This is a genomic window from Sphingomonas sp. 8AM, from assembly GCF_902506455.1.
In the GTDB taxonomy this organism is placed as follows: Bacteria; Pseudomonadota; Alphaproteobacteria; order Sphingomonadales; family Sphingomonadaceae; genus Sphingomonas.
The window spans coordinates 1,256,376-1,277,261 of the sequence record NZ_LR733844.1 but is presented as its reverse complement, the minus strand read 5'-3'; the positions used below and the strand labels follow the sequence as shown (position 1 = coordinate 1,277,261).

Here is a 20,886-nt window from a genome sequence, read left to right as displayed (position 1 = left end):
TTGTTCGCCGTGCAGTGGCTACGCTGGTCACGGATCGGGAGAGCAAACGATGCGAGCAATCTTCTGCGCGGCGGCGATCGTCGCGTTGATGTCGAGCCCCGTCGGGGCGGAGAGCCCCCAAGCGCCGTCCCGGGCGACCCGGCCGGTGTCCACGCTGAAGGGACCATTCGAGCTTCGTTCGCGCGTCTATCGCGGCATCGTCCGGCGGTACTGGGTGTACGTCCCCGCCGATTATGATCCCGCGCGACCGCCCAACCTGCTCGTGTTTCAGGACGGGCAGCGGGCGGTAAACCCGACCGGTTCGTTACGGATACCCGCTGTCCTCGACGACCTCATCCGCCGTGGCGCAATCCCGCCGACGCTGGCGATCTTCGTGACCCCCGGCCACCGTGCAACCCATTATCCGGACGATCTGGGGATGAACAATCCCGATCACCGCGTCGAGGAATATGACTCGCTGTCCGACGACTATGCGCGGATGACGCTGGACGAGCTGCTCCCCACAGTCGCCCGGCAGTGGCGGTTCGCCGCCGATCCGCGGCGCCGCGCGATCGGCGGTACGTCGAGCGGCGCGATCGCCGCTTGGACGGTGGCATGGCGGCACCCGAACGCCTTTCGCAACGTCATCAGCTTCATCGGCAGCTACACGTCGATCGGGTTGACGCTGGACCGGAACGACGTTCCCCTCAGTTACGGCGGTGACGTCTATCCGGGGCTGATCCGCAAATCGCCGGTCCGGCCGCTGCGTGTCTTCCTGCAGGACGGCCGCAACGATCTCGACAACGAGCACGGCAACTGGTTCCTGGCGAACCAGCAGATGCTCAAGGCGCTCGAATGGGCGAACGCCCACGCGGACGCCGAACATCGCGCAGGCAGCCGCTATGACGTCGAGCATGTCTGGACAGAGGGGACGCATTCGGATGCCGACGGCGGGGCGCTGCTGCCACGCGCGCTGACGTGGATCTGGCGCGATCAACCCGCCGTTCGCTGAACAGGCACACCCGCTCAGGACGGGGAACGGGTCGACCATTCCAGCCGGTACGTCACCCGTAGGCCATCGTGATCGGACAGTCGCGGCTGCCCGGCCGTGCCGTCGAACATCGCCTCGATCCGGTTCGGCATGATGCCGAGGGTCGAGCTGGAACGAAACAACTGGAGGTCCTCGGTATCCACCCACGGTTCGTCGCCATCCCACGACATCTGCACGTCGCACGTCGAGGCGGGCGCCGCGCAAAACCGGTGGACCATCGTGTAGCGCGACAATGCCTGCTCCAGCTTCATCAGCCGGCCAGGCGTTCCTGCCATATTGAAATCGCCCGCGACGATGACAGGGTCCCGCCCGGACGCCGTCGCCGCCAGGAAGCTGCTGAGATCGGCGCGCTGCAACGCCTGCGCTGCGCCGTGCCTTTCCGCGGGCACGCGCGATTCCGCCTGCGAGTTGAGGTGGGTGTTGAACAGGTCGATCCCGCCCGGCACCCCCGGTATTGTAATCCGGGCGTGTTGCGCACCCTTGTTGCTCAGGCAGTCGAACCCGGCACAGTGCGTGGCGCCGAACGGCTCTGACGCCGCCGCGACGATCGGATAGCGGCTGAGAATCGCCAGCCCGGAACCGACCAGATGAAAGCCGGTCTCGCCCTTTCCCCAGCGCCGCGGGCCGCGCACACGCCCGCTTGTCACCAGTGTCCGGCGCTGCGTTCGGCCCGGTCCCCATACCCGATAAGGATACCCGGCCCGCGACAGGGCACGGACCGCCGCCCGACTGAACATTTCCTGCACCAGAATGACATCCGGCGCCGTACCGCGCGTGTTCAGATCCGCGAGAATGCTCCCGATTTTCGCAAGTGATGCCGCCCTGCCGCGCCGCGCCGGCCAGGCGAGCCCTTCGACGTTGAAGCTCAGCACGTCGATCGTGGTGCTTGCGCGTTCCTGCGACCGGTCGACAAGGATTGAAGGTCCGGAGGCAACCGGCAATGGCGCCGGGGCCATGCGCGCGGGCGGAAGCGACGTGCAGGCGGCGGTCGCCAGCACCGCCGCAGGCCCGATCAGAAGACGCAGCGCCCGGACTTACCGTGCGGCAATGATGCCATTTGCCAGCAACAGCAGCACCGCCGCACCCGCTGCGATCCGGTAAATCACGAATGGCAGGAAGCTGCGGGTGCGCAGCAGCTGCAGGAAGCCAACAATCACCGCATAGCCGACGCCGAACGCGATCACGGTGGCGAGCAGCGTCGGCCCGCCGCCAATCGGGTTCGGCTTGTTCCAGCTGTCGATCAATTCGAAAAAGCCCGATGCCAGCACCGCGGGGATGGCGAGCAGGAACGAGTAACGCGCCGCCGCCTCGCGCGTATAGCCGAGCAGCAACGCCGCGCTGATGGTCCCGCCCGATCGCGAAACGCCCGGCACCAGCGCGAGCGCCTGCGCGAAGCCCAGCAACAGGCCATCGCCCCAGCCGAGGCGGTCGAGCGTCAGCCGCCGGGCTCCGACGCGGTCGGCGATCCCAAGGATCACGCCAAATGCGATCAGCATCGTCGCCGTGATGTAGAGGTTGCGCAGCCCCCCCTCGATCTGGTGCTTGAGGAGCAAGCCGAGGATAGCGATCGGCAGCGTTCCCAGAATGATCAGCCAGCCGAGCCGCGCATCGGGCGACAGGGTGGCCGGGCGCTTGACGAGCGCCGTCAGCCACGCCACCGCGATGCGCCAGATGTCGCGCCGGAAATAGAGCAGCACCGCTGCTTCGGTGCCGATCTGGGTGATGGCGGTGAATGCGGCGCCCGGATCGGTCCCCGACGGCAGCAGCGTCCCCGCGATCCGCAGATGCGCGCTTGACGATACCGGGAGGAATTCGGTCAGGCCTTGCAACAGGCCGAGCAAGGCGGCCTCCAGCCACGGCGAAGTGGTGATCGTCATCGAAACTCCGGGAAGTTATGTTGCAGCGCGCGCGTCACGTAGTGCGATCGCCTCATGGCCGACGAACAGCAACAAGCCGGCGGCGAGCGGGATCAGGTAATAGACGAGCCGGAAGGTGAGCAACGCCGCGACCAGAGCGGTGCGATCGACCTGTGGCAGCGCGGCGATCATGACAACCTCGAATACACCCAGTCCGCCGGGCGCATGAACAAGCAGGCTGGAGATGATCGCCAGCAGGTAGCCGACCAGCACCGCCGGATAGAGCGCAAGGTCCGGCGCGGGCAGCAGCACGAACAACACCGCGGTGGCGGTAAGCAGATCGAGCGTGCCAAGTGCGAATTGCGCAATCGCCATGCGCCAGGTCGGCAGCCGTATTTGCCAGCGCCACACGCGCACCGCGCGGCCTTTCAGCAACGCGAGTGCGACCATGTAGCCGGCAAGCAGGGCCAGCGCAGTTAATCCTGTCGCGGTCTGGAAGGCGGGCGGGACAGCATGGTCACCGACCGGCGGCAGATCCGGAAGGATGACGAACGCCAGCCCGAGCAGCAGGAAAGCGCCCAGCCAGAAGGTCACTCCGGCGACGATCATGATCTGTCCGACATCGCCCAGCGGCACGCCATGTCGCCCGTAGATGCGATAGCGGGCTGCGCCGCCGGTCAGCGCCGCAAAGCCGAAATTGTGGCTGAAGATATAGCTCGTAAACGCCGCCAGCGCCACCGTCCCGTACGGCACACGCCGCCCGACCAGGCGCAGCGCGAGCACGTCGAACCCGGTCAGGATGAAATAGCTCGCCGCCGTCAGGATCCCCGCGGCGGCGATTGCCCCCGACGGGATCGCCCGGACGGCAAGCTTGACGTCATGCCAGGCGAGACCCTCGAGCAGGTGATGGAGCGCGATGCCGGACACCGCCAACACGGCAACCGTCGCCAGCGCGACCGAGATCGTACGGAATGACACGCCGGAACGACTCAGGCGTCGCCGAAGGCCGGGCCAGCGGGGAGGTCACGGCAGGCCAGATGGTCGAAGGCGGTCATGGGAACGGGCTACACGCATCTTCGCCGGAAGTCTCGCCCGGCGGCGGATAACGCTCTCCGGGCGTCCGGTGCTATCGCGTCAAACGATCGGCAATGCGTCGGTTAGACGTTGAAGCGGCGCGGCCGTCCCGTTCCATGACTGGAACGATCTCATCAAAGCTTTGTTTTGCCGCCATAAGGAGAAAGCATGAACGCCAGCTCGCGCCTGACGGCCCTGACCCGGATCGGCTTCGCGACCCGCGGACTGCTGTATCTCGTCATTGCACTGCTTATCCTCCGTACCGGGCGCGCGGAGGATCCCAGCGGCGCGATCGAGTATCTCGGACAGGGCGGCGGCCAGCTGCTGCTGGCGGTCATCGCCGCCGGCCTGACCGCCTACGGCATCTGGCGACTGGCTGATGCCGCGCTCGACATCGAGCGCCATGGCACCGATCGCAAAGGTATTATGGAGCGGGTTGGCGCGGGTGTCAGCGGGGGCATTCACCTGCTTCTCGCCGCGCAAGCGGTACAATTGATGCGAGGGGCGGCCCTATCCGGGGACGGCACCCAGGAGGGCGCGCGTACCGCCATGCAATTGCCCGGCGGATCGGCGCTGGTGCTGCTCGGCGCCGCGGTACTGGTCGGGCTCGGTATCGTGCAGCTCGCCAAGGCAGCGAAGGGCTCGTTCCTGCGGTATCTCGATCCGTCGATGGCAACGCAGGCGTGGGTGCGATGGAGCGGACGCGCCGGCTATGCGGCACGCGGCCTGGTGTTCCTCGTCAGCGGCTATCTTCTCGCCAGAGCGGGGATCGAGCAGCAGGCGAGCGAGGCCGGCGGCATGGCACGCGTGCTGTCATGGCTGACCAGTCCCTTCGACATCATCGTCGGCGCGGGCCTGCTGGCGTTCGGGCTCTTCAGCCTGGTCGAGGCGCGCTACCGCCGACTTCACGACGTACCGGTCGACGGGGCCATACGCCGGGTGACCAGCTGGCGATGATGCAGTGATCGCTTGCCGCTCTTGACCTGCGCGGCGGCGGGCTCGAAGACGTGGGGATGAACGAGGCGTCGACCGCATGGGATCCGGGTCTCGTCCAGACCTGGCTGGAACGCCGCTGTGCCGCGGCGCGGCTCGATCAGGTGGCCGCCGACCGTCGGGGCTACGAGGCGCGAAGCGATTACGACGATGCCGCGGCCGAGGAATGGGTCTGTCGCGCGTTGCTCGCGAGTGGGCGGGTTGATGATCGCGTCGCCTTTGCGGCGCACATCAAGATGCTGCTTGGGCAGGACGACTTTCCGATTACTGGCATCTACGATGACCGCCGCTTCGAGCGCAGCGTGCGCGCGCATCTCCGCACGATCGCGAAGATGACGAAGGCCAACGACGGGTTTGCAAACACCTTGCGCTACAAGGCAAGATAATCGCCGGCATTGCGCAACTCACGGGTCGCCCGGCCGACGATCAGCGACTTCCAAACTTGTATCGTCGCGCTGACAGGCTGCCGAAAGTCACTTGTCACTTCAACGTTTAGAGACACGCGCTCATATCGCGCGCATCGCGGGTGCTGACGCCTTGCTCGGGCATGGCGTTGCCGGGAACGACCGCCTGCGGATGCTCAGGCCAGCGGGCCATGGTGACTGGGTTGTTGGGCAGCCGGCCGGCGATCGTTGCCCGGCCAGCGATCTTCCCCCGCGCCGGCCCGACCGCGCCGTTCGCCGCGCGATGCCGGGGATGACGTGGCAGCTGCCGCATCCATAGCGCGCGATGGCGACGCGCCCCGCCGCGCTGCTGCCGCCGGTCACCTGCTCTGCCATAACGCGAGTGCGGTGTCGCCCCTCGATATACAATCCCGCGCCACCTACGGCGGCGGCAAGCACGCTGGCGGCGAACAAGAGACCCAGCCATTTGAGCCTAGCGGGCATGGGGCACTCCCGCCCGCGGCGTAACGAGCAACCGCCGCATCAGCCATAACGCTGCGCGGGCGTGGACCAGCCCGCCCGGCACCCACATCAGCTAGCCGGCGAGTTGTTGATCCTCGGCGGCGGTGAGCCCGGACGGCGCCATGTCGAGCCGGGCGTAGCGCGCGTACCAGGGGCTCGTGGCGAACGCCATCAACGCCCCCAAGACGATCGCGGTAGCGACAAGGCACAGTGCGGCAATCCCCGCGGATGTACGTCGGTGAAGCATCGCGGTCCAGAACAGCAATGCGGTGACCAGAAAGGAAAGATGCTGCGCGACGTGCCAGCCCTCTCTTTCCAGCGCGCGGTCGAACAGCACGGGGGCATGCCAGAGCCAGAGCGCGACTGCCTGTGCTGCGGTCGCGGTCACCGCGCCTGTGAGCCGGCCCCAAGGCGCGGCCAGCAACGGCACCACCACACCCAGCGCACGGCGGGTCGGGCGCGGGAACGACCACAGCATCACCGCGAGCGGTTCGGCCAGCACCAACTGCGGAGCGCCGACCAGCATCAGCAACTCATGTTCGAATATATGTGCGGTGAAGGAGCGTTCCCCTGCCTCGTGGAGCGGCGACATCAACGCTGCAGCGAGGTCGAGTAGTCCTGCCGCGTAGTACCGTCCGCGCCGACGCAGCGCAGCGCTCCCCTGCCCTGACCGGGCGCGCAGCCGCCCCCAGCCGCGCGCGAACAGCAGCGCGGCGATCACGAGGGGCACGACAATCCAGGGATCGTGCGTCCAGCCAGCCGAGACATGATGCTCGCGTCCGCCGGTTGCGTGGGCCGCCGCGGGCGTGGCGCGTGCCACCAACAGCCAGGGCAGCGCGCGGCTCAGCCTACGCATGCCGGCACCAACAGGATCGCAAGCGTCTGGAAGGCGATCGCAAGCGCGAATATACCGGACAGCGCCAACGCCGATCGCGCCAGCCACACGCTCGCGAGCCGATCCCCGCCGCGGTGCGCCAGCCGCCGCGCAAGCTGAAAGGCCAGCGCGCAGATCCCGAGGCTCACCACACCGCACGCCACCCCCAACTTGCGAGATCGCAGCGCGCGTGGAGCAAAGCGGACAACCCCTGCTCAAACCCGAACCAGGCGAGCGGCGGCAGCGCCAGCGCCGTCCAGCAGCGCGCGCGCTGGCTCACCACAGCCGGGCCAGCCCGTAAACGAGCGCGCCGATCGGCAGCCACGTCAGCACCACGAAGCTCCAGTAACTGGCGTTGTCCTCGACATCGGCGAACTGGTCGTCGCCTATTTCGTGCGTGAACAACCATGCCGCCTGCACCGCCGCGTCGCCCCAGTCGGTGACGACATGGCTGGTGTGAAGTACCATCAGCATCCAGACTACCGAACCATAGGCGTCGTGGTCCCGACGGGTGTTGAGATGTGCCATCTCGAACCCGCGCGGCACCAGCAGGAGCAGGCCGAGCAACGTCATCACCGCCACGCCGATCCGAACACCGCGTGCGTCCTTATTGAGCGCGCAGCGGCGCACCCAAAGATTGGGTAACTCGCTCAGCAGCAAGCCGAGCGTGAACACCCCGCCCCACCAAAGGGTCGGGCGGACGGATGCCGACCGGCGGCCATGCCGGAGCCTGTTGCGTCATCAGGTACAGATAGGCAGCAGCGCCGAGCGCGAAGCCGGTACCCTCAATCAGCATGAATCCGATATTGCCCCACGAGATAAGGTTTCGCGCGCCGCTGGCGCTGGTGGGCAGCGCCGGCAGATCGCCGACAATCGCGACGTCGCGGGGCAGCCGGGCCGTCACGACCGCACCCGCAACGGGCCGGTGACAGCGCGTCTGCGCTGCGGCCCTTCCGCGCTACTGCCGCCCCCTGGACTCCACGCTATAGCCGTGCAGTCCCATCGGGTAGGGATTGATCGCGACCCGGGTGCCCATCTGCCCTTCAGGGCCTCCGAAGCTCGCGCGATGCCAGCGGCCCTGCTTGGCGGTCAGCACATCGCCGGGCCCCGCCGCCTTGATCAGCGGCTCGCCCTCGATCTGCAGATCGACATTGCCCTCCATGACGAACCAGAATTCATCGTAGCCGACGTGGAAGTGACCAAGGTTGGATGCCGGCGGAGTCGCGGTCGCACGGCCGCGGATATTGTTCACGAACAGTTGCTGCGCCGCGATGAAGGCGGTGGCACGCGCGCCGCCCTGCACCACGTCCTTGTAGTAATCGACGTACAAGGGATTGGTCGTATCCGGCGCGCCTGCCCCGCCCGAGACCAGCCGTCGCTCGTAGCGGAAGCCGGACACGTCGCGCGGCCGTTCGGACGTGCTGCCGACCGGGTAGAGCGGCAGATCGCTGGCGGCGTGGATCTCGAACCACAGGGCCGGTTGGTCGCCGACCGTTTCGAGCGTGAACGGCACCCGCAGCGGCACGTCGATCTCGAACCCCTTGCCCGCGACGAACGTCGGCTGTCCGGCGATCGTCACGCGCAGCTGACCGCTCCAGACGATAATCGCAGTGCGGTTGTCCGCATAGGCCAACTCGGCAGTGCGCTTGCCCGACGCCTGCTGGTGCCAGTCGGCGACGATATCGCGATTGCGGACGATCGGCTGTGACCAGTCGGTCGCGCCCTTGTGCCGCGCCAGCACGTCAGCCAGCTTCCACCACGGGCGGTTCGGTGCGTCATAGGCGGCATATGGGGTCTTCTTGGGCACCCACATCTCGACCGGCGCAGGCGGCGCAGGACGCGGTGCCTGCGCGGTGAGCGTCAGTGCGCCGAGTGCACATGCGGCGACGCGCCAGCGGCGTCCTTTATCGTGGATCATCTGTCCTCCCCTTCTCTCTCGCTTAGTGCGCGATGGCCGCGTCGCGCGCGGGCGTCGGCGCCGCACCGATGAGCCGTCGTGGGTCGACGATCGCCCACGCAGCGATGCCCAGCACCACCACCCCCGCACCGGTGCCGAATGCGGCGGCCCAGCCGTGACGTGCGGCGATCCATGGCGTGAGCGATGCGGTCAACGCGCCGCCGATCTGGCAGCCGACGTTCATCAGTCCCGACACCACCCCGGTGTGAGGCCCGGCAATGTCCGCAGTGACCGACCAGAAGGAGCTTTGCGACAGATAGATCGCCCCTCCACCCAGCGCCAGCGTCATTACCGCCAGCGGCGCATTGTCGACCTGCGACCCGACCAGCAGGAACAGCGCGGTTAGCGCAAACGACAGCATCGCCAGCCCCGATCGCCCCCAATAGAGCCCGTGGCGGCGCGACACCGCGTCGTTGATCACGCCGCCGGCCAGACAACCGACCGTCATCGCCAGGAACGGCGCCATGCCGAACAGCGCGCTCGATTTCAGATCCAGCCCGCGCGCCTCGGCGAGGTAGATGAAGAACCAGCTGAAGAAGATCCAGATCACGTAGCCAAACGCGAAGTAGCTGAGGAACAGGCCCCAGACCGCGCGGCTGCTCAGGATTGCGCGCCACGGGATCGGACCTGCCGCAACAGCGGCCTTGTCGGGCAGCCCCGCCTCGATGTGCGCGAGTTCTTCCGCGTTGACCGCTGCATGCTCCTGCGGCCGGTCGCGCGCGACTATGTACCAGACCGCCGCCGCGACCAGACCGATCAAGGCACAGACGTAGAAGGACGCGCGCCAGCCGCCGGCCGCCACCACCGCGCTGATCAGCGGCGGGGTCAGCCCCGAACCTGCGCCGACGCCCGCGAAGATCAAGCCGTTGGCCTTGCCGCGCTCCTGCGCCGGCACCCAGCGCGACACGAACTGGTTGCCTGACGGATAGACCGCCGCCTCGCCGATACCGAGTCCGAAGCGCACCAGCATCAGCAATGTGATCGCATGGGCGCTGCCCGGCGGCACCAGCGCGGTCGCGATGCTGAACACGCCCCACCACAGTAGCGCCAGCGTCAGTAACCGGCGCGGTCCGAGCCGTGCCGCCAGCCATCCGGCGGGCACCTGAAACGCGGCATAGCCGATCAGGAAGGCGCTAAAGACCCAGCCAAGCCGAATCTGGTCGATCGCATACTCCTGCCGCATCTGCACGCCCGCGACCGAGATGTTGGTGCGATCAAGGAACGCGATCGCGCTGATGACGAACAGCATCGCCACCAGCCGCACCCGGACGTTGCTCCGCCCCGCTCCTGTCATCATCGCTCTCCCGGATCAGCGGTCAGCCGCTGCATTATATCCTATATGATTCTGTGTAGAGGCGTTGTAAGCGTGCGTAAAGCCGGTGAATTCCGGCGCGAACGGGAGAGATGGGGTGGAGGCGATCCGATCGCTCGCGCGCGGCGCGGCGGTGCTCACGCTGGCACTGACCTACGCCGCCGCGGCGCAGCAGGCAGGAGTTTCGACACGCGCGACGCGGCCATTGGCGGAGCGGATCGGCCACACCGACCCGGCGCGCTATCGCCAGCTCACCAAGGTTCACGACGGCGCCGGCACCATGGCCTTCGCCCCGTTGCTCGGCCCTGACGCGCTCTCGACCAACCTGATCTTCGTCCACCGCGGTGTGATCCCGCCGCACAGCGGGATTGGCCAGCATTTCCACCATCAATGCGAGGAGATGTTCGTCATCCTCGATGGCGAGGCACAGTTCACGGTTGACGGCCGCACCGCGACGCTCGCCGGGCCCGCGGCGGTGCCGGACCGGATGGGGCACGCCCACGCGCTCTACAATGCCTCGGACCGCCCGGTGGAATGGCTCAACATCAACGTCGGCCAGACCAAGCGCTACGACAATTTCGACCTGAGTGATTCTCGTCAGGGCGCGGCGCTCGACCCGATCGCGCAGTTCGCGGCGGTACGGTTTGACCGTGCCAAGCTGAAGCCCGACGGCTCGATCCGCTCGCGTCGCCTGCTCGGCCCGGAGGTATTCGCGACCCCCTGGGCGTTCGTCGACCATGTGCTGGTTCCACCGGGTGCAGCGCTCGACGGCGCCGCTGCGCCGGGGATCAGCGAGATCGTCTATGTCATGGCGGGCGGCGGCGAAGCGGAGGTCGGAGGCGAGCGCGCGCCGCTGCGCAGCGGCGATGCGCTGCCGGTCGAGGTTGGCGCGCGACGAACGCTGCGCGCAACGGGCGACGCACCGCTCGAATTGATGGTGATCGGGATCGCGCGCGATCCCGCCGCCAAGGCGGCTTTCGCTGCCACGCTTTCCCCCCGCTGATCCGGAAAGGACCATGAAGATGCAACGTCGCTCGCTCCTCCAGTTGATCGCCGCCGCCGGTGCGGGCTGGGCGCTGCCCGGCACGGCGCAGGCCGCCTCGCCGAAGAACAAGCCGATCGTGCTCTACTGCGACCTCGCGGTCGATCCGGCGCGCGAGCAGGAGATGCTCGACGCCTTCCACCAGCATTTCCTGCCCGCCGCGCAAAGCTTTCGCGGACGCGGCTTTATCGACCTCAAGATGCTCAAGCTGCGCAGCGTCATCCAGGGGCAGCCGGCACCGCCCGAAGGCGTCAACTACCGTTTCCAGCTCACCTATGAGAGCGAGGAACAGCGCCAGAAATGGATCCGCTCCGACGTCCACGAGCGCAACTGGCCGCTGATCGAGCGCACCGTGCTCAATCGCGACTATCTCGTCCTTCTGACCGACGCGGTCTGACGATGCCGCGCCCCCTGCTCATCGCCGCGGCGCTCGTGGCGCCGCTTGCGCTCCATGCCGCCGCTCCCGCGCAACAAGGCGGGGCGCGGATCGATCGGCTCGATCCCGCGCTCGACGTGCTGATCGCGCCGGGAACCGCCGTCGAGCGCGTCGCGACCGGCTTCTCCTTCACCGAGGGTCCGCTGTGGCACGAGGGCCGCTTGTGGTTCTCCGACGTCAGCGGCGACGTGCTGCGTGCGATGGACGCGTCCGGCCGGGTCGAGGAGCTGATCCCCAACGCCGGCGGACTCGCGAACCCGCCGGCAGGCAAGAGCATCGGTCCGAACGGGCTCGTTTCCGACCGCGACGGTAGCGTGCTGATGGCGCAGATGGGTGCACGCCGGATCGTGCGCGTCGGCGCGGACCGGCGCATCACGCCAGTGATTGCCGACTATCGCGGCAAGCGACTCAACAGCCCCAACGACCTCGTCTTCGCCGCCGACGGTGCCTTGTGGTTCACCGATCCGCCGTTCGGGCTGTATAACGGCATGGACCGCGATCCCGCCAAGCAATTGCCCTACAATGCGGTGTTCCGCTTTGCCGGCGGCACGCTGACGCCGGTCATCACCGATCTGAAACTACCCAACGGCATCGGTTTCTCGCCCGACGGGCGGACGTTGTACGTCACCGACTACGGCCCGCCGGGAACGATCTACGCCTATAAGGTCGGGCGCGATGGCGCGCTATCGGGGCGGCGCGTGCTGATCGCATTCCCGGCCGGCGGCGCCGGCGGGGCGGACGGGCTCAAGGTCGACCGGCGCGGCAACGTCTGGGCGACCGGACCGGGCGGTATCCGCGTGATCTCGCCCGCGGGCAAGGTGCTCGGGCAAATCGTGTTGCCGGAAGTGGCCGCCAATCTCGCTTTCGCCGGCGACGGCCACACACTCTACATAACTGGCTCGACAAGCGTGTACCGGCTGAAAACCACCGTTGCGGGCGTGCTGCCGCGATACGCGCGCTGAGACGCGAACGGGGGCGCGTGTCGCCCCCGTCAACTTACTGCCCGGCCGCGCCCGCCGCCTTCTTATCCGTCGCGAGCGTGGCAAAGAGATAATCATTCACCACCTTCTGCTCCTCGGGCGACAGCTCGGCACCGCGATCGATCATCGACTGAACGACCGCCGGCCATTCGGCAGAAGTCTTGCGCGCCGTGAACACCTGATTGGTGGTGTGGCAATAGCCGCAGCGCTCGTTGATCAGGTCGAGCCCGGGGCCGGGAACCGGAGGCGCGGGTTGCTGCGCCCCGAGTGCCACCGCGCCGAGCAGCGCCACACCGACAAAGCCGACAAGGCGGACGAGCGGGTCGATACGCAACATGGTGACTCTCCTCAGCGAACGGCGAACGCGACCACCTGGTCGCTGGTCGCGGGTTGGGCAGCGAATCCGCCGGTCGCGACCGCGGCGAGCATCTGGCGGCCGTCCGCGGCGCGATAGGTCATCGGCGTGCCGTAATTGGAGGCGGGCAGCGGCGCCGACCACAGCAACGCACCGCTCTTCGTGTCGAAGCCGCGGATCGTCGCGTCGCGCGTCGCCCCGATGAAGGTCAGCCCGCTCGCGGTGGTGATCGGGCCGCCCGCGCTGATCACGCCATTCGCGGCAAAGGCCGGGTCGGCATTCGTTCCGAGCACCTTGCGCCACGCGACCGCCCCGGTGTCGACGTTCACCGCGACCAACTCGCCCCACGGCCCCTTCTGACACGGCGTGCCGGTCTCGGGATCCTGAAAATAGGCGTAGCCGGCCTTCATTCCCCAGCTACCGTCGGGCTGCTGCGCCAGTTGCTGCGGGCTGGCGAGATTGTTGATGTTGATGACGTACAGCCCGCTCTTGCGATCGAACGCGCCGCCGCCCCAGTCAACCCCGCCAAGGCTGCCCGGGAAGAAGTTGACCGCCGTATCGGCGCGCAGCGGCTGGAAGGCCTTGCTCGGCGCAACGGAAAGATCGGCCACCAGCTTTTCACACACGGCGCGATGCGCCGGAGGCCCATCGACCAGATCGGCCGCGGCATAGCTCAGCCGGGCGAGCGGCGGCGGGCTCACCGGTATCGGCTGCGTCGGCCATGGCTGCTCACCGGGCACGTCGGTGTCGGTCGGCACCGGCACCTCCCGCACGTCGTACAGCGGCTTGCCGGTGACGCGGTCGAGGATGAACATCATCGCGGTCTTGTTCATCACCGCGATCGCCGGGATCGTGCGGCCGCCGCGGCGTACCTCGATCAGCGTCGCGCTCGGCAGGTCGACGTCCCAGATGTCGTGATGGACGGTTTGGAAATGCCAGAGATACTTGCCGGTCGCCGCCTCGACCGCGACGATCGAGTTGCCATAGAGGTTCTGTCCCTTTCGATCGCCGCCCCAGCGATCGAAAGTCGGCGCGCCCACCGGCAGATAGGCGATGCCGCGCTTGTCGTCGACGAGCACGAAGGTCCAGACGTTGACGCCCGAGCGCTTCTGCCAGCTATCGCCCTCCCACGTGCCGAAGTTCGGCTCGCCGGGCTGCGGAATGGTGTGGAAGGTCCAGAGCAATTTGCCGGTGCGCGCGTCCCAGCCGCGCACGTCGCCGGCCGCACCCTTCACCGGCATTTCCTGCACGCGCGAGCCGGTGATGATGACGTCGCGGTAGATCGCGGGCGGGCTGCTCATCCCCAGCGGCGCGCGCGTGCCGTTCATGACCTCGGGCGTCTTCATGTCGACCGCACCGGCCGCGCCGAAATCCGTGGCCGGCTGGCCGGTCGCCGCGTCGAGCGCATACAGCTTGCCCGTGCGCGTGCCGAAGACGATCCGCGCGCCCGTCCCCTTGCTGCCCGGCCAGTAAGCGACGCCACGCGTCGACGGCTGGTCGTTGCCGGGCAGCGCGAAGACCCAGCGCTCCTTGCCTGTCGTCGCGTCGAGCGCGACGACGCGCTTGTACGGCGTCGCCAAATACATGACGCCTTTCACCACCAGCGGCGTCGCCTCGGACGCGGAGAAACCGGTCCGGAATTTCGCCGGAACGCTGTCGGGCATCGGGATCGTCTCACCGGTCGTGCCCGCCGGACGCATGTGATAGGTCCAGACCTGCCGCAGCCTGGAGACGTTCGCAGGCGTGATCTCGGTCAGCGGCGAGAAGCGGGCGTGGCTCTCGTCACGGCCATAACCCTGCCAGTCGCCCTTGGGCTGCGCCATGGCGGGCGCGGTCGGCGCGAGCGCGACGGCGATCATCGTCCCTGTTCGTGCGACGGCTCCTATGCGCCGCCTGATCCTGCTCGCCACGCTCCACTCTCCTGTCCGGCGACGTTGCGTTCCGAGTCGAGCAGCCGCAACGTTGTCCTGTCATTTCAACGGTGCTAGCAAGCCGCACGATCCTATACAATATGATCCGTGTTGATCGTCCGCTTACATCGGTCGATCAGGGGGAGAGGAGATTGCGCATGTCGGAGTTGCCGCTGAAGGGACTGAGGGTCCTCGATATCTCGCAAGTCATGGCGGGACCGTTCTGCTGCATGCTGCTCGGCGACATGGGCGCCGACGTCATCAAGATCGAGCCGCCACGCACCGGCGATTCGACACGTCACTCCATGGGCTTCCGGCTGAAGGGTGAGGACAGCCCTGGTTTCCTCGCGCTCAACCGCAACAAGCGCAGCATCACGCTCGATCTCAAGGACGAAGCCGACCGCGCCGTGCTCTATGCGCTGGTGCAGACCGCCGACATCGTCGTGGAAAACGCCCGCCCCGGCGTCGCGAAGCGGCTCGGCATCGATTACGACACGCTGGCCGCACTCAACCCGCGGCTGATCTACGCCAGCATTTCGGGCTTCGGCCAAACCGGCCCATGGGCGCAGCGCCCGGGTTTCGACCTGATCGCGCAGGCGATGTCGGGCGTGCTCAGCTCGAATGGCTTTCCCGGCATGGAGCCTGCCAAGAACTCGATCGCGGTCGCCGATCTCGGCGCCGGGCTCTTCTCGGTCTACGGCATTCTCAGCGCGGTGATCGGGCGCCAGACGTCCGGCCGCGGTCAGTATATCGACGCCTCGCTGCTCGAGGCGGCGATGGGGCTCTCGATCTGGGAAACGACTGAATATTGGGGTACCGGGTGCGCGCCGGCACCGATTGGTTCGGCCAATCGCATGTCCGCCCCCTATCAGGCGGTGCGCGCATCGGATGACTGGTTCGTGATTGGCGCGGCGAACCAGGGATTGTGGGTCACCTTCATCAAGGTGATCGGACGCCCCGAGCTGCAGGAGGATGAGCGCTACGCCACCAATGCCGCGCGCGTCGCCAACCGCCAGCTTCTCATCGACGACCTCGCGCCGACCTTCCTGACGCGCACCAGTCAGGAATGGATCGATGCGCTGCTCGCCGCCGGAGTGCCTGCCGCACCGATCCTCGATTATGGCGAGGCGGTGGCCAGCGAACAGGCGGTCGCGCGCGACATGGTGATGCAGGTGCCGCATCCGGTCGAGGGCGAGTTCAAGGCGCTCGGCTTCCCGGTCAAGATGCGCGGTACGCCGCAGGAGGTGCGCCTGCCCCCGCCCCTGCTCAACGAGCATGACGCCGAAATCCGCCGCGAATTGGCGGAGCGCGGGTTGCTGCCCGCCGCGGCTGAGGCGGCGGCGTGAGCGGCCTCGTCGTCACGCGCGACGGCGCGGCGGTCCACGTCCGCTTCGACAACCCGGCGGCGCACAATGCGCTGACCGGTGCGATGTGGCTCCAGCTGCGTGACGCGGCGCGGACGATTGCCGAAGATCCGGACGTACGGGTGGTCACGTTTCGCGGCACCGGCGGCAAGGCGTTCATCTCAGGCACCGACATCACAAAATTCGCCGATTACACCGAAGGCGCGCAGGGCGTCGCCTATGAGCGCGAGATCGACGACTGCATGGGCGCAGTCGATGCTATTCCCTGCACGACGATCGCGGTGGTGGAAGGCTGGGCGGTCGGAGGCGGGCTGAATATCAGCGCGGCATGCGATTTCCGCATCGCGACCCCCGACGCACGCTTCGGCTCGCCAATCGGACGCACGATCGGCAATTGCCTTTCCGCCGCCAGCGTGGCGCGGATCGGCAGCGCGGTGGGCGTGGCGGTCGCGCGGCGAATGGTGTTGCTGGGCGAGATCGTCGGTGCCGAGGAACTGCGCGCGAGCGGGTTCCTGCTGAAGGTCGTCGAGCGTGACGCACTCGATGCCGAGATCGCGGCGCTGTGTGCGCGCGCGACCGAGAATGCGCCGCTGACGACGCGGGTCACGAAGGAGACGCTGCGGCGGATGACCTTCGATGCCTTGCCCGCGATCGAACCGCTGATTGAGCAGGTCTATGGCAGCGAGGACTTCCGGCGCGGCGTTGCGGACTTCCTCGCCAAAACGAAGCGCGTGCCGGCGTGGCGCGGCGAGTGAAGCGGGCCTAGCCGACCGGCTTCGGCGCGATCATGATCCCCGCGGCCATCGGCTGGCTTGGCGGCAGCGGCAGCTTGCCCGCGGGGAAGCCGTTGACCTCGAACATATAGGCTTCGATGTCAGCGACGGTCTTCCCGCTCAGGCTGCCCGGCGCGCTCAGCGGCATGGTCGTCTTGATCCGCGAGAACAGATCGCCGGCCGACGTACCGGTCCAGTTGTTGAGGAAGCCGCCTCCGGCCAGTGCCGGCGCGACATCGATACCCGCGAGCGTATCGCCGTGGCAGGCGGCGCAATTCTCCGCGTAGGCGACCTTGCCCCGCGCCGACTGCTCGGCGGTGTAGACGCCGTTCCAGACGTCGCGCTGCCCGCCCTGCGCGCGGACCATCACCGCACTGCCGAGCGTCAGCGCCGCCGCGCCGAACAGCCAGCCGCCATATCTCGTCACTCGCTCGATCATCACGCTGCTCCCGGTAAACGGTAGGCGACCAGCTCCGCGCTGGCATTGCCGCCGCCTGTGGCCACGACGATATATTGCCGGCCCTTCAGCCGGTAGGTCATTGGCGATCCGCTCTGCGGCGCGGTCATGTACACCGCGCCTTTCTCCTCGCCGGTGGCCTTGTCATAGGCGCGTAGCATCGCGCCGCGAATGCCATATTCGTTGGTGTAGAAGCCGGCCTCGCCGCAGATCACCAGCGTCTTGGTCACCAGCGGACCGAGATTGCCGGCGCGTCCGGTCCGCGGGATCTTGAGCCCCTTGAGCTTGGGATGGTTGCGGACATTGTCGGGTGTCTCGCCGTGCGCGACCTGCCAGGCGAGATCACCCTTGCTCAGGTCGATCGCGGTGATCCGGCCATAAGGTGGCTTGAGCAACGGCAGCCCGTCGACGGCGAGGAAGCCCGGCGGCGGTCCCTTCGATGCCCCTGCGGGAGCGCCGCCGGCCGGTGGCGAAGCGGGTGGCGCCTCCATGTTGCGCATCCCCGCACGCGCCGCGCCCATCGCCGGCATCGCGCGCGCCTCGCGGCCGGCGACGCCGTGGACCTGCGGAAACTCGGAGACTTTCGGGTCGTCGTTGGGCACGATCCCTATGAGCGACGGCTGCGTCTTCGAATAGACATAGACCATATGGGTTTCGGGATCGTAGCAGCCGCCGGGCCAGTTGGTGCCACCCTGGATGCCGGGTGCCGAGATCGTCCCCCACCGCCCGGGCTTACTGACCACCGGCGGGGTGAACAGCGGTCCGATCTTGTACGATTTGACGAATTCGACCGCTTTCGCGCGCAGCTCGGGGGTGAAGTCGATCAGGTCGTTCTCGGTAACGCCCTGCACATCATAGGCGGGCGGTTTCGACGGCACCGGCTGTGTCCGGCTGTACCATTCGCCGGGCACGTCGCCGCGCTCCACCTTTCGCTCGGGGATCGGCCAGATCGGCTCGCCCGTCTCGCGATTGAGCACGTAGAGAAAGGCCTGCTTGGTCGGCTGGGCGAGCGCCTTGACGGTGCGCCCGTTCACCGGAATGTCGCACAGGATCGGTGCGCACGGGATGTCGCGATCCCACAGCCCGTGATGCACCATCTGATAATGCCAGCGCCGCCGCCCGGTCTCGAGATCGAGCGCGACCAGCGACTCACCGAACAGCGCGTTGCCGCGGCGGAACATGCCCATCTCGTCACCGGTCGGCAGCTCGACCGGAACATAGACCAGTCCCAGCTCCTCGTCCGCCGACATTTCGGCCCACGCCCCGGCATTGCCCGCCTCGTCCGCGTCGCCGTTCAGCCAGGTGTCGTAGCCGAACTCGCCCTTGCGCGGGATCGTGTGGAAGATCCATTTGCGCTTGCCCGTGCGCACGTCGAAGCCGCGGATATAGCCCTTCACGTTCTTGCGCACCGCCGGCACGTCGCCCGCCGTATGCGCCGCGCCCACCACCACCGTATCGCGCGCCACCATTGGCGTGGCGTGCAATCCGACATCGGCGGTGTCGAGGTCGAGTTCCTGATCGAAGTCCTTTTTCAGATCGACGACGCCATTGTTGCCGAACGCCGGGTCAGGAATGCCGGTGTTGGCGTCGAGCGAGACCAGCTGATAGCCGATCGTGACATAGAGGATTCGCTCCACCTTGCCGTCGGTCCAATAGGACACGCCGTGACCGGACAATTGACGCGGCGAGTTGAGCGCGCGCTGGCCCTCGTCGACGCGGTGCATCCACAGCAGCTCGCCGGTCGCGGCGTCGAGCGCGACGCAATCGCGGCGCGAGCCGGCGGGCAGGAACAGCCGCCCCTTGACGATCAGCGGGGTCGGCTCGAATTGGTATTCCTTGCGGGCGCCGAAGACGTCGGTCTTGACGCTCCACGCGATCTCCAGATCGTTGAAGTTGTCGGCGTTGATCTGGTCGAGTGGCGAGTAGCGGGTGTTCGCCTTGTCGGCGGCATAGCTACGCCACTCGGTATCGGGCGCCGTGGCGTCGGCGTCCTGTACAGGCGCGGCGAGCGCCGCCGGATCGATCGCGAAAACCAGCGCGGAGGCGGCGGTGCCCGCGAGCAACTGGCGGCGCGTGAACACCGGGGCGCTCACCACGTCACCGCGATGTATTTCGCCTCGCAATATTCGAGCAGGCCGTGGTGCGATCCCTCGCGGCCCAGCCCGCTCTGCTTCATGCCGCCGAACGGCGCGGCGGCGTCGGAGACGAGCCCGCGGTTGACCGCGACCATGCCGCACTCGATCCGCTCAGCCACCGCCAGCGCGCGCTTGAGGTCGCCCGAATAGACATAGGCGGCGAGGCCGTATTCGGTGTCATTGGCGAGCGCGACCGCCTCGTCGACGGTGTCGAAGACGGTCACCGCGGCGACCGGGCCGAACACTTCCTCGCGCAGGATCTCCGAACCGGGCTGCACGTCCGCGATCACCGACGGCGGGTAGAAATAGCCATCGCCAGCGGGGGTCTCGCCGCCCAGCGCGACGCGCGCGCCCTTGCCCACCGCATCGGCGACGAGCCGCTCGATCTTGTCGACCGCCTTGCGGTTGATCATCGCGCCGCATTGCGTGGCCGGATTGGTGCCGGGACCGACCGTCAGCGCACCCATCCGCTCGACCAGCCTGGTCACAAACGCGTCGTGAATGCCGCGCTGGACGTAGAAGCGGTTGGCGGCGGTGCACGCCTCCCCGGCGTTGCGCATCTTGGCAATCATTGCGCCCTCGATCGCGGCGTCGAGATCGGCGTCATCGAACACGACGAACGGCGCGTTGCCGCCCAGCTCCATCGACGAGCTGATCACCTGATCCGCCGCTTCACGCAGCAGCACGCGGCCGATCTGCGTCGAGCCGGTGAAGGAAAGCTTGCGCACACGCGGGTCGTGGAGGATCGCGCTGCACACCGGACCGGGCTGGCTGGTGGTGACGACGTTGACCACCCCCGCCGGCACCCCGGCGCGGCGCATGATCTCGGCGACCGCCAGCGCGGTCAGCGGCGTTTCCGACGCGGGCTTGAGGATGCAGGTGCAGCCCGCTGCCAAGGCCGGCGCGATCTTGCGCGTCGCCATCGCCGCCGGGAAATTCCATGGCGTAATCAGCAGTGCGATGCCGATCGGCTGATATTGCACCATGATGCGGTTGCCGCCCGCGGGTGACGTGCCCAGCTCGCCGGGAATGCGCACCGCTTCCTCGGCATACCAGCGGAAGAATTCGGCGGCATAGGCCACCTCGCCACGCGCATCCGGCAGCGCCTTGCCGTTCTCCAGCGCGATCAGCTGCGCTAGCCATTCCTGCTGCGCCATCATCGCATGGTAACAGGCGAGCAGCACTTCGGCGCGCTTCCGTGGCGCGGTCGCGGCCCAGCCCGCAGCGGCGGCAGCGGCGGCGTCGACGGCCGCGATCCCTTCTTCCACTGCCGCGTCAGCGACCGCGGTGAGCGTCGCGCCAGTGGCGGGATCATCGACCGCGATCGTCGCACCGCTCGCGGCGGCGGTCCAGCGCTCGCCGATCAGCAGGCCGGTGGGGATGGCGAACGGGCCGTCGCCCGGCGGTGTGTAGCTGGTCATCGAAAGCGTTCC

At 67.7% G+C, this 20,886-nt stretch carries 23 protein-coding genes; 8 read left to right on the top strand and 15 right to left on the bottom strand.

Going from position 1 to position 20,886, the window contains the following annotated elements:
• The first annotated feature begins 49 nt into the window (after positions 1 to 49).
• Positions 50 to 991 (top strand): alpha/beta hydrolase, encoded by a 942-nt coding sequence (locus tag BACI71_RS06330; RefSeq protein WP_159756499.1) that lies wholly within the window; start codon positions 50 to 52, stop codon positions 989 to 991.
• Positions 992 to 1,005: 14 nt separating this feature from the next.
• On the opposite strand, the gene BACI71_RS06325 is transcribed toward BACI71_RS06330, so the two are convergent.
• Genes BACI71_RS06325 through BACI71_RS06315 form a run of 3 tightly spaced genes read right to left on the bottom strand, consistent with a single transcriptional unit; the run spans position 1,006 to position 3,864 of the window.
• Entirely contained in the window at positions 1,006 to 2,028 is a 1,023-nt protein-coding gene (locus BACI71_RS06325) for an endonuclease/exonuclease/phosphatase family protein (RefSeq protein WP_159756496.1), read from the bottom strand.
• 36 nt (positions 2,029 to 2,064) lie between these two features.
• A complete protein-coding gene (locus BACI71_RS06320; protein ID WP_159756493.1) occupies positions 2,065 to 2,907 on the bottom strand; it encodes an undecaprenyl-diphosphate phosphatase in 843 nt (280 codons plus the stop codon).
• Positions 2,908 to 2,922: 15 nt separating this feature from the next.
• Positions 2,923 to 3,864: a lysylphosphatidylglycerol synthase domain-containing protein gene (locus BACI71_RS06315; RefSeq protein ID WP_159756490.1), complete on the bottom strand. Its 942-nt coding sequence runs from the start codon at positions 3,862 to 3,864 to the stop codon at positions 2,923 to 2,925.
• 264 nt (positions 3,865 to 4,128) lie between these two features.
• Between BACI71_RS06315 and BACI71_RS06310 the strand changes: the two genes are divergently transcribed.
• Both BACI71_RS06310 and BACI71_RS06305 read left to right on the top strand, forming a co-directional pair.
• Positions 4,129 to 4,917, top strand: a complete 789-nt coding sequence (locus BACI71_RS06310) for a DUF1206 domain-containing protein (RefSeq protein WP_159756487.1) — start codon at positions 4,129 to 4,131, stop codon at positions 4,915 to 4,917.
• A 56-nt stretch (positions 4,918 to 4,973) separates the two neighbouring features.
• On the top strand, positions 4,974 to 5,339 hold the full coding sequence (locus BACI71_RS06305; RefSeq protein ID WP_159756484.1) for a hypothetical protein: 366 nt from the start codon (positions 4,974 to 4,976) through the stop codon (positions 5,337 to 5,339).
• Between the two features lie 106 nt (positions 5,340 to 5,445).
• Here BACI71_RS06305 and BACI71_RS06300 read toward each other — a convergent pair whose 3' ends face one another.
• The 7 genes from BACI71_RS06300 to BACI71_RS06270 all read right to left on the bottom strand — a co-directional run bounded on the left by BACI71_RS06300 (position 5,446) and on the right by BACI71_RS06270 (position 9,983).
• Positions 5,446 to 5,670 (bottom strand): hypothetical protein, encoded by a 225-nt coding sequence (locus BACI71_RS06300; protein WP_159756481.1) that lies wholly within the window; start codon positions 5,668 to 5,670, stop codon positions 5,446 to 5,448.
• 261 nt (positions 5,671 to 5,931) lie between these two features.
• Positions 5,932 to 6,714 carry a cytochrome c oxidase assembly protein gene (locus BACI71_RS06295; RefSeq protein WP_159756478.1) on the bottom strand — a complete coding sequence of 261 codons (783 nt, stop codon included), beginning with the start codon at positions 6,712 to 6,714 and terminating at the stop codon, positions 5,932 to 5,934.
• A complete protein-coding gene (locus BACI71_RS06290; RefSeq protein WP_159756475.1) occupies positions 6,702 to 6,881 on the bottom strand; it encodes a hypothetical protein in 180 nt (59 codons plus the stop codon). The genes BACI71_RS06295 and BACI71_RS06290 overlap by 13 nt, the downstream gene beginning before the upstream one ends.
• 127 nt (positions 6,882 to 7,008) lie before the next feature.
• Positions 7,009 to 7,305: a hypothetical protein gene (locus tag BACI71_RS06285; protein WP_201297311.1), complete on the bottom strand. Its 297-nt coding sequence runs from the start codon at positions 7,303 to 7,305 to the stop codon at positions 7,009 to 7,011.
• Between the two features lie 34 nt (positions 7,306 to 7,339).
• Positions 7,340 to 7,636, bottom strand: coding sequence for a hypothetical protein (locus tag BACI71_RS06280; protein ID WP_201297310.1), 297 nt, complete (start codon positions 7,634 to 7,636; stop codon positions 7,340 to 7,342).
• Between the two features lie 54 nt (positions 7,637 to 7,690).
• Positions 7,691 to 8,650, bottom strand: coding sequence for a cupin domain-containing protein (locus tag BACI71_RS06275; protein ID WP_159756473.1), 960 nt, complete (start codon positions 8,648 to 8,650; stop codon positions 7,691 to 7,693).
• A gap of 22 nt (positions 8,651 to 8,672) precedes the next feature.
• Positions 8,673 to 9,983 carry an MFS transporter gene (locus tag BACI71_RS06270; RefSeq protein ID WP_159756470.1) on the bottom strand — a complete coding sequence of 437 codons (1,311 nt, stop codon included), beginning with the start codon at positions 9,981 to 9,983 and terminating at the stop codon, positions 8,673 to 8,675.
• A 115-nt stretch (positions 9,984 to 10,098) separates the two neighbouring features.
• Between BACI71_RS06270 and BACI71_RS06265 the strand changes: the two genes are divergently transcribed.
• Genes BACI71_RS06265 through BACI71_RS06255 form a run of 3 tightly spaced genes read left to right on the top strand, consistent with a single transcriptional unit; the run spans position 10,099 to position 12,441 of the window.
• Complete coding sequence (locus BACI71_RS06265) at positions 10,099 to 11,004, top strand: cupin domain-containing protein (protein WP_236552851.1); 906 nt, start codon at positions 10,099 to 10,101, stop codon at positions 11,002 to 11,004.
• A 13-nt stretch (positions 11,005 to 11,017) separates the two neighbouring features.
• Positions 11,018 to 11,440, top strand: a complete 423-nt coding sequence (locus BACI71_RS06260; RefSeq protein WP_159756467.1) for a hypothetical protein — start codon at positions 11,018 to 11,020, stop codon at positions 11,438 to 11,440.
• 2 nt (positions 11,441 to 11,442) lie between these two features.
• On the top strand, positions 11,443 to 12,441 hold the full coding sequence (locus BACI71_RS06255) for an SMP-30/gluconolactonase/LRE family protein (protein WP_159756464.1): 999 nt from the start codon (positions 11,443 to 11,445) through the stop codon (positions 12,439 to 12,441).
• Positions 12,442 to 12,475: 34 nt separating this feature from the next.
• Here BACI71_RS06255 and BACI71_RS06250 read toward each other — a convergent pair whose 3' ends face one another.
• The gene (locus BACI71_RS06250; RefSeq protein WP_159756461.1) at positions 12,476 to 12,796 is read right to left on the bottom strand and encodes a hypothetical protein; all 321 of its coding nucleotides are present in this window, start codon (positions 12,794 to 12,796) and stop codon (positions 12,476 to 12,478) included.
• 11 nt (positions 12,797 to 12,807) lie between these two features.
• Positions 12,808 to 14,673, bottom strand: a complete 1,866-nt coding sequence (locus BACI71_RS06245; protein ID WP_159756458.1) for an outer membrane protein assembly factor BamB family protein — start codon at positions 14,671 to 14,673, stop codon at positions 12,808 to 12,810.
• A 209-nt stretch (positions 14,674 to 14,882) separates the two neighbouring features.
• Between BACI71_RS06245 and BACI71_RS06240 the strand changes: the two genes are divergently transcribed.
• A complete protein-coding gene (locus BACI71_RS06240) occupies positions 14,883 to 16,070 on the top strand; it encodes a CaiB/BaiF CoA transferase family protein (RefSeq protein WP_159756455.1) in 1,188 nt (395 codons plus the stop codon).
• A complete protein-coding gene (locus tag BACI71_RS06235; protein WP_159756452.1) occupies positions 16,067 to 16,843 on the top strand; it encodes an enoyl-CoA hydratase in 777 nt (258 codons plus the stop codon). Before BACI71_RS06240 ends, BACI71_RS06235 begins: the two co-directional genes overlap by 4 nt.
• Positions 16,844 to 16,850: 7 nt before the next feature.
• Here BACI71_RS06235 and BACI71_RS06230 read toward each other — a convergent pair whose 3' ends face one another.
• From BACI71_RS06230 to BACI71_RS06220, 3 genes are read right to left on the bottom strand one after another with little or no spacing between them, the layout of a single operon-like run.
• Positions 16,851 to 17,300 (bottom strand): c-type cytochrome, encoded by a 450-nt coding sequence (locus BACI71_RS06230; RefSeq protein WP_236552850.1) that lies wholly within the window; start codon positions 17,298 to 17,300, stop codon positions 16,851 to 16,853.
• Entirely contained in the window at positions 17,300 to 19,411 is a 2,112-nt protein-coding gene (locus BACI71_RS06225) for an outer membrane protein assembly factor BamB family protein (RefSeq protein WP_236552849.1), read from the bottom strand. Before BACI71_RS06225 ends, BACI71_RS06230 begins: the two co-directional genes overlap by 1 nt.
• On the bottom strand, positions 19,408 to 20,874 hold the full coding sequence (locus tag BACI71_RS06220) for an NAD-dependent succinate-semialdehyde dehydrogenase (protein ID WP_236552848.1): 1,467 nt from the start codon (positions 20,872 to 20,874) through the stop codon (positions 19,408 to 19,410). The genes BACI71_RS06225 and BACI71_RS06220 overlap by 4 nt, the downstream gene beginning before the upstream one ends.
• Between the last annotated feature and the right edge of the window lie 12 nt (positions 20,875 to 20,886).

Bases quoted from the DNA above. Each gene is read 5' to 3' on its own strand.
- BACI71_RS06260 (WP_159756467.1), top strand. From the start codon at position 11,018: ATGAAGATGCAACGTCGCTCGCTCCTCCAGTTGATCGCCGCCGCCGGT.
- BACI71_RS06305 (WP_159756484.1), top strand. From the start codon at position 4,974: ATGAACGAGGCGTCGACCGCATGGGATCCGGGTCTCGTCCAGACCTGG.
- BACI71_RS06270 (WP_159756470.1), bottom strand. From the start codon at position 9,983: ATGACAGGAGCGGGGCGGAGCAACGTCCGGGTGCGGCTGGTGGCGATG.
- BACI71_RS06320 (WP_159756493.1), bottom strand. From the start codon at position 2,907: ATGACGATCACCACTTCGCCGTGGCTGGAGGCCGCCTTGCTCGGCCTG.
- BACI71_RS06250 (WP_159756461.1), bottom strand. From the start codon at position 12,796: ATGTTGCGTATCGACCCGCTCGTCCGCCTTGTCGGCTTTGTCGGTGTG.
- BACI71_RS06300 (WP_159756481.1), bottom strand. From the start codon at position 5,670: ATGCGGCAGCTGCCACGTCATCCCCGGCATCGCGCGGCGAACGGCGCG.
- BACI71_RS06230 (WP_236552850.1), bottom strand. From the start codon at position 17,300: ATGATCGAGCGAGTGACGAGATATGGCGGCTGGCTGTTCGGCGCGGCG.
- BACI71_RS06295 (WP_159756478.1), bottom strand. From the start codon at position 6,714: ATGCGTAGGCTGAGCCGCGCGCTGCCCTGGCTGTTGGTGGCACGCGCC.
- BACI71_RS06240 (WP_159756455.1), top strand. From the start codon at position 14,883: ATGTCGGAGTTGCCGCTGAAGGGACTGAGGGTCCTCGATATCTCGCAA.
- BACI71_RS06285 (WP_201297311.1), bottom strand. From the start codon at position 7,305: ATGACGTTGCTCGGCCTGCTCCTGCTGGTGCCGCGCGGGTTCGAGATG.
- BACI71_RS06245 (WP_159756458.1), bottom strand. From the start codon at position 14,673: ATGATCGCCGTCGCGCTCGCGCCGACCGCGCCCGCCATGGCGCAGCCC.
- BACI71_RS06255 (WP_159756464.1), top strand. From the start codon at position 11,443: ATGCCGCGCCCCCTGCTCATCGCCGCGGCGCTCGTGGCGCCGCTTGCG.
- BACI71_RS06330 (WP_159756499.1), top strand. From the start codon at position 50: ATGCGAGCAATCTTCTGCGCGGCGGCGATCGTCGCGTTGATGTCGAGC.
- BACI71_RS06275 (WP_159756473.1), bottom strand. From the start codon at position 8,650: ATGATCCACGATAAAGGACGCCGCTGGCGCGTCGCCGCATGTGCACTC.
- BACI71_RS06310 (WP_159756487.1), top strand. From the start codon at position 4,129: ATGAACGCCAGCTCGCGCCTGACGGCCCTGACCCGGATCGGCTTCGCG.
- BACI71_RS06220 (WP_236552848.1), bottom strand. From the start codon at position 20,874: ATGACCAGCTACACACCGCCGGGCGACGGCCCGTTCGCCATCCCCACC.